The sequence below is a fragment of the Thalassospira tepidiphila MCCC 1A03514 genome (assembly GCF_001662875.1).
In the GTDB taxonomy this organism is placed as follows: domain Bacteria; phylum Pseudomonadota; class Alphaproteobacteria; order Rhodospirillales; family Thalassospiraceae; genus Thalassospira; species Thalassospira tepidiphila.
This window is the reverse complement of the sequence record NZ_JPVZ01000001.1, coordinates 461,402-478,850: the sequence shown is the minus strand read 5'-3', so window position 1 is coordinate 478,850 and position 17,449 is coordinate 461,402. Positions and strand designations below refer to the sequence as shown.

General features: G+C 55.4%; 18 protein-coding genes. 12 read left to right on the top strand and 6 right to left on the bottom strand.

Translation table 11 applies throughout. The features are described from left to right. Window positions 1-5: 5 nt before the first annotated feature. From TH4_RS02130 to TH4_RS02120, 3 genes are read left to right on the top strand one after another with little or no spacing between them, the layout of a single operon-like run. A complete protein-coding gene (locus TH4_RS02130) occupies window positions 6-947 on the top strand; it encodes a Gfo/Idh/MocA family oxidoreductase (protein WP_064779732.1) in 942 nt (313 codons plus the stop codon). A 3-nt stretch (window positions 948-950) separates the two neighbouring features. Next, the gene (locus TH4_RS02125; RefSeq protein ID WP_064779731.1) at window positions 951-1,559 is read left to right on the top strand and encodes an acyltransferase; all 609 of its coding nucleotides are present in this window, start codon (window positions 951-953) and stop codon (window positions 1,557-1,559) included. Then, window positions 1,556-2,677, top strand: a complete 1,122-nt coding sequence (locus TH4_RS02120) for a DegT/DnrJ/EryC1/StrS family aminotransferase (protein WP_064779730.1) — start codon at window positions 1,556-1,558, stop codon at window positions 2,675-2,677. Before TH4_RS02125 ends, TH4_RS02120 begins: the two co-directional genes overlap by 4 nt. A gap of 110 nt (window positions 2,678-2,787) precedes the next feature. Here the strand turns inward: TH4_RS02120 and TH4_RS02115 are convergent, their stop codons facing one another. Next, on the bottom strand, window positions 2,788-3,762 hold the full coding sequence (locus TH4_RS02115) for a nucleoside recognition domain-containing protein (RefSeq protein ID WP_064779729.1): 975 nt from the start codon (window positions 3,760-3,762) through the stop codon (window positions 2,788-2,790). Between the two features lie 173 nt (window positions 3,763-3,935). On the opposite strand from TH4_RS02115, the gene TH4_RS02110 reads away from it, so the two are divergent. The 6 genes from TH4_RS02110 (at window position 3,936) to phbB (ending at window position 9,401) form a co-directional block, all read left to right on the top strand. Then, window positions 3,936-4,397 (top strand): Lrp/AsnC family transcriptional regulator, encoded by a 462-nt coding sequence (locus TH4_RS02110; protein ID WP_064780005.1) that lies wholly within the window; start codon window positions 3,936-3,938, stop codon window positions 4,395-4,397. A 75-nt stretch (window positions 4,398-4,472) separates the two neighbouring features. Next, window positions 4,473-4,820, top strand: coding sequence for a hypothetical protein (locus TH4_RS02105; RefSeq protein WP_064779728.1), 348 nt, complete (start codon window positions 4,473-4,475; stop codon window positions 4,818-4,820). 131 nt (window positions 4,821-4,951) lie between these two features. Beyond that, window positions 4,952-6,463, top strand: coding sequence for a multicopper oxidase family protein (locus TH4_RS02100; RefSeq protein ID WP_064779727.1), 1,512 nt, complete (start codon window positions 4,952-4,954; stop codon window positions 6,461-6,463). A 41-nt stretch (window positions 6,464-6,504) separates the two neighbouring features. Continuing rightward, window positions 6,505-6,945, top strand: a complete 441-nt coding sequence (locus TH4_RS02095) for a DUF411 domain-containing protein (protein ID WP_064779726.1) — start codon at window positions 6,505-6,507, stop codon at window positions 6,943-6,945. 313 nt (window positions 6,946-7,258) lie between these two features. Next, entirely contained in the window at window positions 7,259-8,431 is a 1,173-nt protein-coding gene (locus TH4_RS02090; RefSeq protein WP_064779725.1) for an acetyl-CoA C-acetyltransferase, read from the top strand. Window positions 8,432-8,678: 247 nt separating this feature from the next. Continuing rightward, complete coding sequence (gene phbB, locus TH4_RS02085) at window positions 8,679-9,401, top strand: acetoacetyl-CoA reductase (protein WP_064779724.1); 723 nt, start codon at window positions 8,679-8,681, stop codon at window positions 9,399-9,401. A gap of 91 nt (window positions 9,402-9,492) precedes the next feature. Here phbB and TH4_RS02080 read toward each other — a convergent pair whose 3' ends face one another. The 4 genes from TH4_RS02080 to TH4_RS02065 form a co-directional block, all read right to left on the bottom strand. Beyond that, window positions 9,493-10,122: a nucleoside triphosphate hydrolase gene (locus tag TH4_RS02080; RefSeq protein ID WP_064779723.1), complete on the bottom strand. Its 630-nt coding sequence runs from the start codon at window positions 10,120-10,122 to the stop codon at window positions 9,493-9,495. 34 nt (window positions 10,123-10,156) lie between these two features. Then, window positions 10,157-10,951, bottom strand: a complete 795-nt coding sequence (locus TH4_RS02075) for an ATP-binding cassette domain-containing protein (RefSeq protein WP_064779722.1) — start codon at window positions 10,949-10,951, stop codon at window positions 10,157-10,159. Then, entirely contained in the window at window positions 10,948-12,030 is a 1,083-nt protein-coding gene (locus tag TH4_RS02070; RefSeq protein ID WP_064779721.1) for an ABC transporter permease, read from the bottom strand. Before TH4_RS02070 ends, TH4_RS02075 begins: the two co-directional genes overlap by 4 nt. A gap of 173 nt (window positions 12,031-12,203) precedes the next feature. After that, the gene (locus TH4_RS02065; protein ID WP_063088695.1) at window positions 12,204-13,232 is read right to left on the bottom strand and encodes a sugar ABC transporter substrate-binding protein; all 1,029 of its coding nucleotides are present in this window, start codon (window positions 13,230-13,232) and stop codon (window positions 12,204-12,206) included. Between the two features lie 226 nt (window positions 13,233-13,458). Here TH4_RS02065 and TH4_RS02060 point away from each other — a divergent pair, with 226 nt between their 5' ends. Next, a complete protein-coding gene (locus tag TH4_RS02060) occupies window positions 13,459-14,706 on the top strand; it encodes an ROK family transcriptional regulator (RefSeq protein WP_157097689.1) in 1,248 nt (415 codons plus the stop codon). A gap of 12 nt (window positions 14,707-14,718) precedes the next feature. Here the strand turns inward: TH4_RS02060 and gloB are convergent, their stop codons facing one another. Beyond that, a complete protein-coding gene (gene gloB, locus TH4_RS02055; RefSeq protein ID WP_064779720.1) occupies window positions 14,719-15,489 on the bottom strand; it encodes a hydroxyacylglutathione hydrolase in 771 nt (256 codons plus the stop codon). A gap of 114 nt (window positions 15,490-15,603) precedes the next feature. Between gloB and TH4_RS02050 the strand changes: the two genes are divergently transcribed. Beyond that, the gene (locus TH4_RS02050) at window positions 15,604-16,434 is read left to right on the top strand and encodes a methyltransferase domain-containing protein (RefSeq protein WP_064779719.1); all 831 of its coding nucleotides are present in this window, start codon (window positions 15,604-15,606) and stop codon (window positions 16,432-16,434) included. A 76-nt stretch (window positions 16,435-16,510) separates the two neighbouring features. Beyond that, the gene (locus tag TH4_RS02045) at window positions 16,511-17,350 is read left to right on the top strand and encodes a substrate-binding periplasmic protein (RefSeq protein WP_064779718.1); all 840 of its coding nucleotides are present in this window, start codon (window positions 16,511-16,513) and stop codon (window positions 17,348-17,350) included. Window positions 17,351-17,449: the final 99 nt, after the last annotated feature.

Genomic DNA, 17,449 nt, shown 5'->3' with positions numbered 1-17,449 from the left:
TCGATATGAATAAATTCGCGTTAATCGGAGCTGCCGGATATATCGCGCCACGGCACATGAGGGCGATAAAGGAAGTTCAGGGTGAGCTGGTTGCGGCTTTTGATCCTGCAGACAGCGTTGGGGCTATGGACAGTTATTTTCCAGACGCAAGTTTTTTTACGGAGTTTGAGCGCTTTGACCGTCATATTGATGTCCTATCCCGTTCAGGAAACGGTGTGGACTACATGTGTGTTTGTTCGCCGAACTATTTGCACGATGCGCACTCACGCTTCGGTTTGAGATCCGGGGCAGATGTAATATGTGAAAAGCCGTTGGTGCTGAATCCATGGAACCTTGATGGCTTGCAAGAGATGGAGCAGCATACCGGCAGGACGCTTTACACAATTTTGCAGCTCCGACTCCATCCCGCGATTATGGCTCTAAAACAACGCATTGATGCGGCTCCAATCGATAAGATATTTGAAGTCGACCTGACCTACATTACATCGCGCGGTGCTTGGTACTATGTGTCATGGAAAGGAAATGAAGCGAAATCAGGCGGAATTGCTACGAATATTGGGGTGCATTTTTACGATATGCTTTCATTTGTGTTCGGTGAGTTGCAGTGTAATAATGTGCATGTTCGTGAGCCGAGCCATGCAGCAGGATATCTAGAATTCAAACGTGCGCGTGTCCGCTGGTTCCTCTCAGTCGATCGAAATGACCTTCCAACCCAAACCCCAGATGGTCAAACGACCTATCGATCAATCACCGTCGATGGTGATGAAGTTGAGTTCTCTGGTGGGTTTACAGACCTGCATACGCGGAGTTACCAAGATATTCTTAACGGCGGTGGGTTTGGTATAGATCAGGTGCGTCCATCAATTGAGTTGGTATCGTCAATTCGCAGCAAAGCTTTGGAACCGCAAAAAGGCGATATGCATTCCTTTGTTATAGAGCGAAACTAACGTATGGAAGATTCTCGATCTCGTGCCCCAAATTTTGCCTCGGTGACAGTTCATGAAAGTGCCTATGTGGACATGCCTGTTAGAATTGGCAAGGGAACCAAAATCTGGCATTTCTCGCACGTTTTGCAGAATACGGTAATTGGTGAAAACTGCGTTTTAGGTCAGAATGTTGTTGTTGGCCCGGATGTAACCATCGGTAATCAGGTTAAAATCCAGAACAATGTTAGTGTCTATAAGGGCGTGACGCTGGAGGACGACGTTTTTTGTGGTCCTTCATGTGTATTTACAAATGTGAATAATCCAAGGGCTAATATCGAGCGCAAGGATGAGTTTCGCTCGACCTTAGTCAAGCGAGGTGCGAGCATCGGCGCAAATGCTACAATCGTATGCGGTCATACTTTAGGTGAGTATTGTTTCGTCGCTGCAGGATCCGTTGTAGCAACGGACGTACCTGACTATGCGCTGATGGTTGGAGTTCCAGCCAAACGTGTTGGTTGGGTTAGTCGTGCCGGTATGAAGCTAGATAAAGACCTCGTATGCCCACATGATGGCTCTCAGTATCAGTTAAACGATTGTGGGACGCTGGAATTTGTAGGCGGCAAACCAGAATGAGTATTCCTTTTATTGATTTGCAGGCCCAAAGAAAAGCTTTGGGGCCGCTTCTAGATGAAGCTATTAAGCGTGTGCTAGAACGTGGAGATTTCATTCAGGGAAAGGAGGTTCAAGAGTTCGAAGAAGCTCTTTCCCTTTTTACCGGTGCAGTTCACTCCTTGACATGTGGTAATGGCACTGATGCGCTCACTTTAGTCGGTATGGCCGAGGGCTTGGGCGCCGGAGATGCTGTATTTGTTCCAGCATTTACATTTGTCGCTACTGCTGAAGCATTCAGCGTTCTCGGTGCAACTCCATATCTGATAGATGTTGACCCTATCACGTTCAACTTGTCAGTGGAGAGCCTGAAACAGGGAATTGCTGACTCAAAATTGGCTGGCCTAAAACCTAAGATGGTGGTCGCTGTTGATTTGTTTGGTCAACCGGCTAACTACAACTCAATAAAAGACGTTTCAGAAGAACATGGTCTGATACTAGTTGCTGACGCAGCGCAAGCATTCGGCGCATCGTTATACGGCAAAAGGGTAGGTACTTTGGCCGATTACACTACGTTGAGTTTCTTCCCGGCCAAACCGTTGGGGTGCTACGGCGATGGTGGTGCGATATTAACAGACTTGGATGGCAAGGCTACACTTATCAGATCATTAATGCAGCATGGTAAGGGGGGTGAAAAGTACGATAATGTTAATATCGGTTTAAACAGCCGCCTTGATACGATCCAAGCTGCTATTCTTCTTGAGAAACTCAAAGTATTCGAAGATGAGCTGAGTTCGCGGAACGAAATAGCGAAAAGATACAGTAAAAGTCTTGAAGAATTTGCTGAAACGCCTTCTTTGATAGAAGGTGCAATTTCAAATTGGGCGCAATATACCATCAAATTAGAGCGAAGAGACGAGGTTCAGTCCAAGCTTAAAGAGGTAGGGGTTCCTACTGCTGTTTACTACCCAAAACCACTGAATCAGCAAAACGCATACATGCATTACCCTGTAGTCTCTAGCGGCGTAACCGTGTCAGAAAAACTCGCTAGCCAAGTACTCAGCTTGCCGATGCACGCATACATGCCTGAAAAGACCCAGCAGCAGATTATAGAGCACGTTATTGATGCCATAACCCAATAAATACCCTGGGTACTAACTTCGCGACAAATCGATTTGGGTTTGTCCCTTGGTAGCAACAAGTTGGGTGGTGCTTCGTCTTTATGCGCCCTGAAATCTAAGTTCTGTAGAACTCATTTAACTGAGCTCTCCGTGGCAAGTTGGGCGCGCTCCGGCGCCCAGCGCAGGGTCAGGCGCGCCAGAAGGGCGATGATGATCAGGGTCAGGATCACCCGCCCGACCAGAACCACCCAGATATCGGCCCCAAGCGCCAGCATGATCGCCGTATCCTCGATCAGGGAATGCGACAGCGACAACCAGCTGAGTGATAGGAAAAGCGTCCTTGGCGGATAGTTGTTCTTGCGCGCCTCATCAATGATCAGCGCCCCGCCATAGGTAATGCCAAGTAGCACACCAATGGTGGTTACCGGTGCTACGTCGCGTGAAATGCCCGATATACGCAGGACCGGCATCATCGCCTGTGTGATGCGCGCCGTGACCCCGGTTTTCTCGAGCAGATCAAGCAGGATCAGCAATCCGACAATCACGCCAAAGGTCACCAGAAGCGATTTGAACATCTGGATCGACCAGTCGATCCAACCGGCCAGTCCACTGGCGGCAGTCGTGGTTTCACTCCCCGCCATCCAGGAAAAATCAACCGGCTCGGAAAGCCATCCGGTGATATCACTCACCCAGGTCACCAGCGCGGCATATCCGATCGCGGCACCGACGCGAAGGGCGGTGGTCGCCCAAAAACTTGCCCCGGCCCGTTTGACAATCACCTGTTCGACCGGCAGGCCATGGGCAAACAGCATCATCGCACACAGCGCACTAAGCTGTGCGGCGGTCATATCAAGGTGCGCTGCCAGCCCGACAAAGGCACCGACCGCACCATACATGCTGACCAAAACGCAGGTCGCCCAGATCAGCCCGGCCTCCGGCGGCAGGCCGATCAGCGCCATCACCGGTGCCAGCCAATTGGATACCAGTTCAACTGCCCCGAACTCCTCGGCAATGCGGACAATTACCATCACGGGCAACATCACCTTGATCAGGGTGATGAACAGTTTCTGGCTGCGGTTGATCAGATCAAAGGCATAACGATGCATGGGGCGGCAACCCGGTTAGGTGTTGAGGGTTTTAATGGTGGTGGTAGGCGCATGTAAGGTCGTTCAAGGCCGCGATCATGCCACGGGTTTCTGATTTTTGTGCAGCGTATTTGCGCATGTTAGTGCAATATGGAAGCGTTATTAAGCTGATTGGCGCGGTGGAGTTGCGTGATATGCCCGAACTGGATCAGATCGATACCAAAATCCTGCGCCAGTTGCAGGAAAACGCCGATATCCCCAATGCCGAATTGGCTGATCGGATCGGCTTGTCGCCGTCGGCCTGTTTACGGCGTGTGGCCAAGCTGCGCCAATCAGGTGTGATCCGCAAAACCGTCGCGGTGATTGATCCGGCCCAGGTCGGACGTCCGCTGGGGGCTGTGATCAATCTTGAATTTCATCGTCACGGCAATCAGTTCCGGCAGGATTTTATTCGCAAGGTCCGCAAACTTGATGCCGTACGCCAATGCCATGTTGTTACCGGCGAAGTTACCGGGGTGATGATTTTGCAGATGCGTGACATGGCGGAATATACCGCCCTTTGCGAAACGCTGTTTGATGCCGACGACAACATCGTCTGGTACCGCACCTATATCATCACCGAAACGCTGAAGGATGAATTCGGACCAGCGATCTAGCCGTAACGTGAATGTCTTTGGTCGATATGATCAAGATCATGGACGCGCCAACCGGATCGCGATAGTTTTCGGCTTATGAACAAGCTGCTCCATATCTTCATGACACTGTGTTTGCTGAGCGCCTCGGTCGCGGGCATGACACATATATCTGTCTCGGCCTCGGCCTCGGCAATGCCGATGGCAGGGGCAGGCATTTCTCATGTAACCATGGATCAGATGATGGCTGATTGCGATGATTGCGCGGCGTCGCCACAGGTGGCCGATGCCTGCGATATCATCTGCGCTGTCCCGGCCGTGATTGCCCGCAAGGATCCGCTGGAAAACCTCTTTTCGGTCAAGCAGCTTCATATCCTGCCCGTGGCCCATCGCGCTGCTGGCATCACGCGACGCCCGGAAATCGCCCCGCCGCGCCTTCTTTCCTGACCCGACCCGGTCTTTAGCAGTAGTGCCCCAAAGACCGGCCAAGTGCGCGTGCCTTCGCGAAGGTGCTGCACGCCAACCATTCCGGCATGTGCAATGCCGGGAAACTGTCATCTGTCAGGAAAGTCATCCTCATGAAGAACCTTTCCACTTTGCGCCCGTCACGGCGCCGTTTCTTGCAAACGCTGGGTGCCGGTGGCGTCACCGCCGCGGCCCTGTCCACCACATTACCCGGGATGATCCCGGGCATCGGGCGCGGCATGGCCCACGCCGCCGAGACCAGGGGCGTTCAGCAAGTGACCGCCGCACCCGCCACTGCCCGCCTTATCCCCGGGGGTGCTGTGCCAACGCCGGTATGGGCGTTTAACGGCACGGTGCCGGGCTCGCTTTTGCGCGTTAAACAGGGCGAAGACGTCCATGTCCGCTTTGAAAACCAGCTTGCCGAGCCCAGCAGCATCCACTGGCACGGGGTGCGTGTTCCCAATGCCATGGATGGGGTGCCGGGCCTGACCCAAAAGCCGGTCGCACCGGGCGACACATTCGATTACCGCTTTAACGCCCGGGATGCCGGCACCTATTGGTATCATCCGCATATCAATTCACCGACCCAGCTTGCCCGTGGCCTCTATGGTGCCCTGATCGTCGAGGAAGCCGATCCGGTCAGCGTCGATCGGGAATTTGTCTGGCTGATCGATGACTGGCGTCTTGGGGAAAATGGCGAAATCGATCCGGTGTTTAACGCCGGGCACGATGTTGGCCACGCCGGGCGTCTGGGCGGGCTTGTCACCATCAATGGTGTGGCAAATCCCGATATTTCGGTCCGCCCCGGCGAACGGATCAGGGTGCGCATGATCAACACCGCGAATGCGCGGGTCTTTGCCATCGATTTTGCGGGTTTGGCACCGCATCTGATTGCCCTCGATGGTCATCCGGTCACACCGCATGTGCCGGACCTGCCAGTCTTTTTGTTCGCACCGGGCATGCGGGCCGATTTTATTGTTGATGTCCCGCCCGATGCCAGTGGCCAGTTTTCTCTGATCGACCGTTTCTATGACGGGCTTGAAAACCCGTTGGCAAGCCTGCGGGTTGCGGGGAATCCGGTGCGCGGTGATGTTGCGCAAACCAGCATGACCTTGCCCGATAACCCGTTGCCCGAACCCGATCTGCAAAATGCCCGGCGTGAACAGCTGCTTTATACCGGCGGCATGATGGGCGGTGGTGTGCTGCGTCATCTTGTTGAAACCGGCAAAATTGATGCCGGCTTCCTTGGTGAAGTGCGCGGCATGGCGCAATCGATGATGGGCATGATGACCGGCGGTGGCATCTGGATGGTCAATGGCCGCGATCCCGAACGGGATGAACTTGGCCCGCTATTTTCACTCGGCCGTGGGGAAAGCTGTGTCGTGACCGTCACCAACGCGACGGCCTGGTATCACCCGATCCACCTGCATGGTCATGCCTTCCGGGTGCTTTCGCGCGACGGGCAACCAACCCGCTATCAGGAATGGCAGGATACCGTCCTTCTTGCCCCGGCAGAACAGGCCGAAATCGCCTTTGTTGCCGACAATCCCGGCGACTGGATGCTTCATTGTCACATTCTCGAACACAAATTCGGCGGCATGTCCGGCTTCATCCGGACCGCCTGACCGCCCCAAAGCTGCAATCGAAAAACGACAGGATCAAAACCATGAAACGTTTCTTTGCATTTATGCTGACCCTTGGCCTGGCAACGATGAGTTTTTCCGACCACAGCCACGCCAATCCCTTGCAGGCAAAAGTCTACAAGGATCCCAATTGCGGCTGCTGTGCGATCTATGCCGATTATCTTGTCGCGCGGGACTATGAAGTCGAAGTGATCGAAAGCGATCAGGTCGTTCAGATGTCGCGCATGATGGGAATTCCCGAAGAAATGCAGGGCTGCCACCTGACCATGATCGAAGGCTACGCCATTTCCGGTCATGTCCCGTTTGAAACCATCGACCGCATTTTGGCAGAACGCCCTGAGGCCAAGGCATATACCCTGCCAGGCATGCCGATGGGCTCGCCCGGTATGGGCGGGGTCAAGAATGCCCCGTTCGAAGTCTATCAGATCAAGGACAACACCGCCGAGATCTACGACGTCCGCTAACCCGCCTGTAAGGCCCGGCTCCAGTGATGGGACCGGGCCTTATAAGTCGAAATTAATCGTGACATTGCCCTTAAAGTTGCGCACAGGGCTTGCGATCTCGCCGCTATAGGCACACACTCTATGTATCGCCTGCTGGGAGTCCTTTGATGCTCCTCGCTTGCAAGTTGTATATATTCGACTGACCCGAAAGTGGTAGGTATCAGCGCTTGGAAATTTGCTGCGGCGCGGTAAGATTGAGGCAGGATCTGAGCAAGGCTCGTAACGACCTTCGCCCGATCTTTGGAAACGTAATCAGGATTAATCGGAGGATCTCATGACCGACGTCGTAATTGTGGGTGCCGCACGGACACCAATCGGCGCATTCAGTGGCACGCTGGCCAATACACCGGCGCATGATCTGGGTGCTATTGCCATCAAGGCTGCACTCGAACGCGCAGGTGTCGAAGGCGATGCTGTTGACGAAGTGATCCTTGGTCAGGTCCTGACAGGTGGTCAGGGTCAGAACCCGGCACGCCAGGCCGCCATCGGTGCGGGCATCTCTGATCGTACAACCGCGTTTCTGATCAACCAGGTTTGCGGTTCAGGGCTTCGTACCGTTGCCTTGGCGGCACAGCAGATCATGACGGGGGACGCCAACATCGTCGTTGCCGGTGGTCAGGAAAACATGTCGCTTTCAACCCATGTCGCGCATCTGCGCGCCGGGCACAAAATGGGCGACGTCAAATTTATCGACAGCATGATCAAGGACGGCCTGTGGTGTGCGTTCAACGGCTATCACATGGGCAACACGGCTGAAAACATTGCCAAGAAATGGGGCATTTCGCGCGAAGAGCAGGATGAATTCGCCGCCGCCTCCCAGAACAAGGCCGAGGCCGCCCAGAAAGCCGGTCGCTTCAATGATGAAATTGCTCCCGTAACCATCTCGCATCGCAAGGGTGAAACCATCTTTGATGCTGACGAATATCCGCGTCACGGTGCCACCATCGACGGTATGGCCAAACTCCGCCCGGCCTTCGATAAGGAAGGCACGGTGACGGCTGGTAACGCATCGGGCATCAATGATGGGGCGGCCGCCCTTGTCGTCATGTCGGCGGCTGAGGCATCGAAGCGTGGCCTGACCCCGCTTGCGACGATCAAAAGCTGGGCAACGGCCGGTGTTGATCCGGCGATCATGGGGTCCGGCCCGATCCCGGCTTCGAAAAAGGCGCTTGAAAAGGCAGGCTGGTCGGCAGCCGACCTTGACCTGATTGAAGCCAACGAAGCCTTTGCTGCCCAGGCGATTGCGGTTAACCGCGACATGGGCTGGGATACCGATAAGGTCAACGTCAATGGCGGTGCGATTGCGCTTGGCCATCCGATCGGCGCATCCGGCGCCCGTGTGTTTACGACACTGCTGCACGAAATGCAGAAACGCGATGCCAAAAAAGGTCTGGCGACGCTCTGCATTGGTGGCGGTATGGGGGTTGCGCTTTGCGTTGAACGCTAAGCGACCTTTTGCCGGAAAATAACATATGCGGGGCGTCCTCTTGATGGGGATGCCCCGTTTGCATTGATGCAGAATTTGCTGCGGTGCGACGAAAGACTAAGCGCTTTTGTGGAATTCGAGGATGGAGAAGTAATAAAGTTACGTATATAACGCAATTTATGGATTAAAGTTACGCAAGTCGTAGAAGGGCAAGCTACGGAATTCGCGATGATGACACGTTTGATGAACGAAGTTTAGGGAGGCGACCATGACAAAAACAGCACTGGTAACCGGTGGAACACGCGGGATCGGCAGGGCAATCAGTCTGTCACTCAAGGACGCGGGCTACACCGTTGTGGCGAACTATGCTGGCAATGACGAGGCCGCCAAGGCCTTCACCGGCGAAACCGGCATTGCGACCTATAAATGGAGTGTGGCCGACGCAGATGCGTGTGCCGCTGGCATCGCCAAGGTCGAAGCTGAAGTCGGCCCGATTGATATTCTGATCAATAATGCCGGCATCACCCGCGACGGTTTCATGCACAAGATGGAGACCGAGCAGTGGAACGCGGTGATCGACACCAACCTGAGCTCGCTCTTTTACATGACCAAACCGGTTCTTGAAGGCATGCGTGCACGCGGCTTTGGCCGTGTCGTCAATATTTCCTCGATCAACGGCCAGGCCGGTCAGTTGGGCCAGACCAACTATTCCGCCGCCAAGGCTGGCGTGCACGGCTTTACCAAGGCACTCGCGCAGGAAGTCGCGCGTAAGGGGATTACGGTCAACACCATTGCGCCGGGCTATATCAATACCGACATGGTGGCGGCTGTTCCGGAAAAGGTCCTTGAAGGCATCATTTCCAAAATCCCGGTTGGACGACTGGGCGAGGCCGATGAGATCGCCCAGGCGATCCTCTATCTCTGCGGCCCGAATTCGGGCTTCATCACCGGCTCCTGCCTGTCGATCAATGGCGGTCAGCATATGTTCTGATGCTTTGGCCCATTGGGCGAGGCATCTCCGCTAAAGCAAACCGCCCTGCAGGAATGCGGGGCGTTTTCTTTTAGAGATGTCCGGTGATCGATCAGGACGGGCGCACGCGAATATCGGCTTTCCCGGTCCCGCGTATCACGGTCTGCGCATTGGGAAGATCGTTGCTGGTGGCTTTGTGGGTGGCGGTGGCGTCATCAAAGCCAAAGCTGCGCCAACGCGCGATCAATCGGGCACGCAGCGTGTCTTCCGGCACATCAAGATAGATCGATAAATCAAACAGGTCATGGAGTTCGCTCCACGGGGATTGACCCAGAAGCAGGTAATTGCCCTCGACCAGAATGATCTTGTGATCAGGCGCAATCATCCTGGCCGAACCCCGCGAGATTTCGAGTGTCCGATCAAACAGCGGTACGTAAACATCTTCGTTTGGCGCGTCGCGAAGTGCCGTCAACGTGCGTTTGAGCCCACCAACATCAAATGTCTCGGGCGCACCCTTGCGGGCCAGAAGGCCGCGGTCTTCCAGAATGCCATTGTCAAAATGAAACCCGTCCATCGGCACCACAGCAGCCCCGGCTTTATCACCCCCCAGATGGTGATAAAGCCGGTCGGACAAGGTTGACTTGCCCGAGGCTGGTGCACCGACAATGGCCACAAGAATGCGGCCCTTGTCGGCGTGCTTGGCGCGAATGGCGTCTGCCAACGCGTCGAGATCAGGTGTCATGAAACTATGGTTCTCATATCCGGGGTGCTTTGTGTTAGGCGGCGTCTTCTGCCGGTGGCTCTTTGGCCCCCGTCATGAAGGCAACCGCGTCTGACATGCTGTAATCATCGGGTTTGATGGTGCAAAGACGTTTGCCCAACCGATGGACATGAATGCGATCGGCGACCTCGAACACATGCGGCATGTTATGCGAAATAAGCACAATCGGCATGCCGCGCGCCTTCACATCGGCAATCAGATCCAGCACGCGACGGCTTTCCTTAACGCCCAGTGCTGCTGTCGGTTCATCCATGATCACCACACGCGATCCGAATGCGGCTGCGCGGGCAACCGCAACCCCCTGGCGCTGCCCACCCGAAAGGGTTTCAACCGCCTGATTGATGTTCTGAATGGTCATCAGGCCAAGATCGGTCAGCTTTTCACGTGCCAGACGCTGCATTTCCTTATGGTCCAGCGCCCCGAAATACTTGCCCATAAAGCCCTTCTTGCGAAGCTCGCGGCCCATGAACATGTTATCAGCAATCGAAAGTGCCGGCGAAAGTGCCAGGTTCTGATACACCGTCTCAATTCCGGCTTCGCGGGCCTCCATCGGGGATGTGAACTGGATCGGTTTGCCATCAAGCTCGATACTGCCTTCATCAATGGTCACAGCCCCTGAAAGTGCCTTGATCAGGGATGATTTCCCCGCCCCGTTATCGCCGATCACGGCAAGAACCTCGCCGGGATAAAGATCAAAATCGGCATAGTTAAGGGCGGTAACACGACCATATCGTTTGACGATGCCGCGTGCCTTAAGAACAGGTTGCACAGATTGGGAAGTGTTGCTCATGACGACACCTTTCTGATCCACTGGTCAATGGCGACAGCAATAATGGTCAGCCAGCCGATGGCAAACACCTGCCAAAGAACATCCACCCCCGCAAGGCGAAGGCCGGAATTAAACACGCCAACGATCAACGCCCCGATCAACGGGCCAATGATCGATCCGCGCCCGCCAAACAGCGAAATGCCGCCGATCACAACAGCCGTAATCGATTGCAGGTTGGCTTCCTGAAAACTCTGCGGTGAAACCGATCCCACGCGCCCGATTGATGCCCATGCGCCAATCGCGCAAACCAAACCGGCAAGGCAATAAACCGTAATCAGGGTGCGGTTGGTGCGAATGCCCGAAAGTTCGGCCGCTTCCTTGTCATCGCCAATGGCATAAACATGCCGCCCCCAACTGGTGTGATTAAGGATGTACCAAAGCACCGCAAAGATCACCAGCATCAGGATCGACCCATAGGTGATCCGGGCCCCGCCAAGCGCGATGCTTTCGCCAAAGAATTTCAAAAGCGGGGCAATTTCATCAAGTGTCTGGCTTCGGATTGACTGCGCGCCCGAAAGCCAAAGATTGAGCGCAAAGAATATATTCCAAGTGCCGAGCGTCACGATAAACGGTGGCAACTTGATCCGGGTCACCAGGAACCCGTTCAGTCCCCCGGCACAGATCCCGCCGATACAGCCAATGATAATGGCAATCGGCGCTGGAATGCCGATGGTGACGGCAAGCTGGCCCATAATGACCGACATCAGAACCATGATCGCACCGACCGAAAGATCGATACCGGCGGTCAGGATCACAAGGCTTTGCGCCGCGGCCAGGATGCCGATGATCGACACCTGCTGCATGATCAGCGACAGGTTAAAGGGCGAAAAGAATTTACTGCCGGCGACAAAGCCGAAAATGATGATCGAAAATATCAGAACAATCACCGGCACCATGGTCGGGTTGCCGTGCAAAAAATGCTGCACGTTGCCGAAAAAACTGCGGTGTTTATGTTCGAATTGCGCGACGTTGCGGTCGCTGGACTCAAGCGCGTGCTCGAATTCCTGTTTCTGGCGCGAGGATTTGGGTGTCTCGCTCATCGTTTCCTCCGGACCTGGTCGAAAACAGGATCAGGCATCCCTGATCCGTTCGCTGTCTCCCGCCCGGCTCTTGTGGCGGGTTCGGATGACATACCAAGTGTAAAGCAAAGTGGGACAAGGAGGGCAGGGGATAATGCTGCCCTCCTTCGAAGCAGGTCAGGATAAACCCCGGATTAACCCCAGCAGCGATCCATGCCCTCGGCAACGTCAATCGACGGAACACCGTCTACCGGCTGATCGGTCACAAGGTTCACACCCGTGTTATAGAAGTTAAGGCCCTGGCTGTTCTGCGGCTTTTCACCGCTATCAGCCCATGCCTTGATCGCTTCGATCCCCTTGGACGCCATCAGCAACGGATATTGCTGCGAGGTTGCACCAATCACGCCATCCTTGACGTTGGCAACACCCGGGCAACCACCATCGACCGAGACGATCAGAACACCGTCTTCCATGCCAAACGATTTCAGTGCCTCATAGGCACCGGCAGCGGCCGGTTCGTTGATGGTGTAAACAACATTGATGTCGGAATCGCGCTGCATCAGGTTTTCCATCGCAGTACGGCCGCCTTCTTCGTTGCCGTTGGTCACGTCATGGCCAACGATCCGGTCGTCATCCTCGTCCCCGATCTTGTTGGGGTCCTTGATGTCGATCCCGAAACCTTTCAGGAAGCCCTGATCGCGCAGCACATCAACCGACGGCGCACTCGGCGTGAGATCAAGCAGGGCGATCTTGGCGTCTGCTGCCTTGTCACCAAGCTTGGCGGCCGCCCACTGACCAATCAGTTCACCAGCCTTGAAGTTATCGGTGGCAAAGGTTGCATCGGCTGCATCAATCGGCTCAAGCGGCGTGTCGAGTGCGATCACGATCAAGCCAGCATCGCGGGCCTTTTTGACAACCGGAACAATCGCCTTGGTGTCCGATGCGGTCAGAAGGATGCCCTTGGCACCCGATGCAATGCACGATTCGATGGCCTGAACCTGTGTTTCATGGTCGCCATCAATCTTGCCGGCATAGGTCGACAGGTTAATGCCAAGTTCTTCGGCCTTGGCAGACGCGCCTTCCTTCATTTTCACGAAGAACGGGTTGATGTCGGTTTTGGTGATCAGGCAGGCGCCGATTTCGTCGGCTTTTGCGGCGTTCGGAGCCGCAGTCATACCCAGTGCAAGCGCACCAAGGGCGGCGCCAAGAAGTGCTTTCTTCATTTGTTTCCTCCCAGGACTGAACCTGAATATTTGGCCATTTTGGCCTGATTTTGCTGTTTTCCAACAGATCGTGACGCACATTTTTTGTCGCGGGTCTTCAATCTGTATGGCCTTACGACACACCAAACCGGCGATCCTGTCAATTAATAAATCCGATTGATTTATTAATTATTCCTGTCACCATGATCCCTAATCGGGCATTAAGGACCCCGAGTGGGAGGAACCAATGACTGACAGCATCTCTGCGAACCCGGACAATATCGGGGCGGATGATCGCAACGCGCGTCCCTTGCATCCGGGCGGCGGCGCAAACCAGTTGCGTGTGCGCGCTTATAACGAACGACTTGTTTTGTCGCTCGTGCGCCGTAACGCCGGTCTTTCAAAGGCCGAAATTGCAAGGCTTTCCGGGCTGTCGGCCCAAACCGTTTCCGTCATCATGCGCGCCCTTGAAAAGGATGGGCTTTTGATGCGCGGCACACCGGTGCGCGGCAATGTTGGCAAGCCAAAGGTGCCGATGGCGCTTAACCCGGACGGGGTTTATTCCTTCGGGCTCAAGATCGGGCGGCGCAGCACGGAATTGATCCTGATGGATTTTGTTGGATCGGTGCGGGCAACCAAACGCGAAGCGTATAAATATCCCACCCCCGATGGCATTCGCCGGTTCGTGTGTGGTGCTGTCGATGACATCCTGACCGGTCTTGATCGCAACCAGATTGACCGCATTGCCGGGGTCGGAATCGCGGCCCCGTTTGAACTTTGGAACTGGGTCGATGAAGTCGGCGCACCGGTCGAAGACATGAATGCCTGGCGCGAGGTCGATCTGGTCGATGCCATCGCCGCCATCGTGCCGTTCCCGGTCTTTCAGCAAAATGACGCGACTGCCGCCTGCGGGGCGGAGCTGGTCTTTGGCCTTGGCCCGAACTATTCCGATTTTGCCTATTTCTTTATCGGGTCGTTTATTGGCGGCGGGGTTGTGCTTAATCAGGCGCTTTATGCCGGGCGGACGGGCAATGCTGGCGCCTTTGGCTCCATGCCGGTCTCCTCACGCAGCGGCCATCCCAGCCAGTTGATCGATCAGGCCTCGATCTTTGTGCTTGAACAGATGCTGACCCGCGAAGGCGGTGATCCGGCGATGCTTTGGCGCGATCCCGATTACTGGCATGGCCTGGGCAAGACGCTTGATATCTGGATCGAACACACCGCACGCAGTCTGGCGATTGCCATCACCTCGGTCTGCTCGGTGATCGATTTCGAAGCGGTCATTGTTGATGGCGGCTTCCCGGCCGATGTCTGCGAACGGGTGGTTGCCGCAACCCGTGCCGCAATTTCCGAGCTCGATCTGCAAGGCATCGAACGCCCCCGCATCGAACAAGGGCGGGTGGGCAGTGCCGCACGCGCCATCGGTGCGGCAAGTCTGCCCTTGTTCTCGCGCTATCTTTTGGATCAGAACGTTTTGTTCAAACAGATGGCCTGAACCAACATCAGCTTAGAAATTGTCTTTGCGTTTGCGAATCTCGGTAAAGATCGCAACCGGGCTTTCGCCGCTCATGCCCATGGCCGCGGCGACCGAGGGCTCATCGGCGCGCAGGAACGGATTGGTCGCAAGCTCCACATCCAGACGCGATGGAATGGTCGGAAGGTTGCGTGCGCGAAGCCCGTCAATATCCTGGCACCGTGCGATCAGGATGGCGTTGTCGGGCTCGATCGTTTTGGCGAATTTCGCGTTGGCCTGGGTATATTCATGGCCGCAATAGACCTGCGTGCTGGGCGGAAGATTGCGAAACTTCTGCAAGGAATGCCACATCTGTTCGGGTGTACCCTCAAACAAACGCCCGCAGCCGAGCGCAAACAGGCTGTCGCCTGAAAACAGCGCGGTGATGGCCGGGAAATAAAACGCGATATGCCCGCTGGTGTGGCCCGGCACATCAAATACCCGTCCTTCCAGATCCCCGATCAGGACCTGATCGCCCTCGGCACAGGTTTCATCCATGTTGGGGATGCGCGCGGTTTCGGCCGTCGGGCCCAGCAATTTCGCACCGTATTTCTCGATCAATTCGGCATTGCCGCCGATATGGTCATGATGGTGATGGGTGTTGATCACCAGATCAAGGTTCCAGTCACGCTCTTCAAGGGCGGCAATCACAGGGGCCGCTTCGCCCGGATCGATAATGGCGGTGACTTCGCTGCGGTGGCAGCGCACAAGATAGGTGTAATTGTCTGAAAGACAGGGAATAACGATCACTTCGCCCGCAGCCATGGCGTACCTCAAAACTATGAATTCCGATTTGAACCAAGACTAGCAGCAACCACTGTCTTGAAACAATCACGCAAAAACATTCCCGTGCCGGACCGGGAATGATAGGCTGATCGCATGCGTCAGGATGTCGTTGATCTTCACCGTTTTTATGCCAGCAGTATCGGGCAGGCCGCCCGGCGTCTGATCCGCAGGCGTTTGCGCGTCATGTGGTCGGATGTCCGCGGCATGCGGGTCCTTGGCTTTGGCTATGCCACACCCTATCTGCGCCCCTTCATTGGCGAGGCGGAGCGTGTCATGGCCTTCATGCCCGCCCAGCAGGGCTGCGTTCATTGGCCTGCGGGTGAAGACAACCGTGTGGCACTGACCGAAGAAACCATGTTGCCGCTGCCTGACAGTTCGGTGGATCGCATTTTGGTCGTGCATCTGGTCGAACATACGGACTCGATGCGTCGCCTGATGCGCGAATGCTGGCGGGTGCTGACGCCTAATGGCCGGATTGTTGTGGTAACACCCAACCGAAGCTCGCTCTGGTCATGGTCGGAAAAAACGCCGTTTGGCTATGGCCATCCCCATAGCGTGTCACAGCTGCAAAACCTGCTGCGTGAAAACATGTTCCTGCCGATCCAGCACAGTCGCGCGCTTTTCATGCCACCGACCAACATGCGCCTTTTGCTGCGCTGGTCGCAGGTGTTTGAAAATATCGGATCGCGCCTGTTCAAGGCCTTTGCCGGTGTCTCGATTGTCGAAGCCGGTAAACAGCTTTACGCCAGCTCCGGCACGCCACAGCGCAAACGCCGTCTGGTGCATATCCCGGTGACGGTGCCGCCACTGCGCCCGGCCGATGGCAATCAACAGCACCGTGTGTCGCACGACCAGACGGATGAGTGTCAAAACAGCCCGTCGGACGAAGACAAACCAGCACAGGCTTCGGCATCAGACCAGTAAGTCCGCAAAATCACGGCAGGTTTTGTTACATGATGATAATTGACAGGCACGCCATGATTGTCTGCATAATAACGTCATGTCATTGAAATCTGTTTTGCGAAACACAGTCAGGTTTACCGGACGCGCGCTGTTTGGCGGTGCGCTGTTTCTGCCATTGCACGCCGTGGCCGAGCCGGTGCAAGACAGCAACATGCCCCGCACCATCACGCTTTATGCCGAAGACAGCAACGCACCCTATGCGTTTCTCGATGGGGTCACGCCCGAAGGCATTTATGTCCGCATCTTGCAGGAAGCATTTGATCGCCTGCCGGGCTATCAGCTTGATATTGTCAATGTGCCGTTTCGCCGCGGGATGGAGCTGCTCAAGGACGGCAAGATCATGGGGTTCTTTCCGCCTTACGCGCGCGGGGATCGCGACTGGATCGAACGCTATTCCATCCCGATCCTGCGCGAAACCGTCGTGGCAATCTGCAGCAAGGATTACGCGCAAAGCAACGATCTGAAGCGCTTCCCGAATGATTTCAAAGGGGCGCGCTTTGCCAACAACGCCGGATATCGTCTGGCCGGGCCGGAATTTTTTGACATGGTCGAGGCGGGCGAGATTACCCTTGAAGAAGCCAACACCACCGCAAGCAACCTGCGTTTCCTGATGGCTGGTCGTGTTGATTGTTACGTCAATGAACGCATGGCCATTCTGGCCGGGATGCGCGAACTGGCCGTCGACAAGGCAGTCGCCCGCCTGTTTGACGAGGCCGCGATCATCGGGCACGAATTTGGCTATGTTGCCTATGGCCCGGACCCGGAAGGCAAATGGCCCTATCGCGACCAGTTCGCCGGTGCTCTTGATCGCGTGCTCAGTGACATGCTTGCAAGCGGCGAGATCGACCGGCTGGTTGTGTCCTATTTCTCTTATTGATATCGCCCGCCATATCCTGCGTAGCGTCTGACCGGCGTACAAAAAAAACAGGCCACCGAATGTCGGTGGCCTGTTTCAATATCGGGCAGATCAGGACGT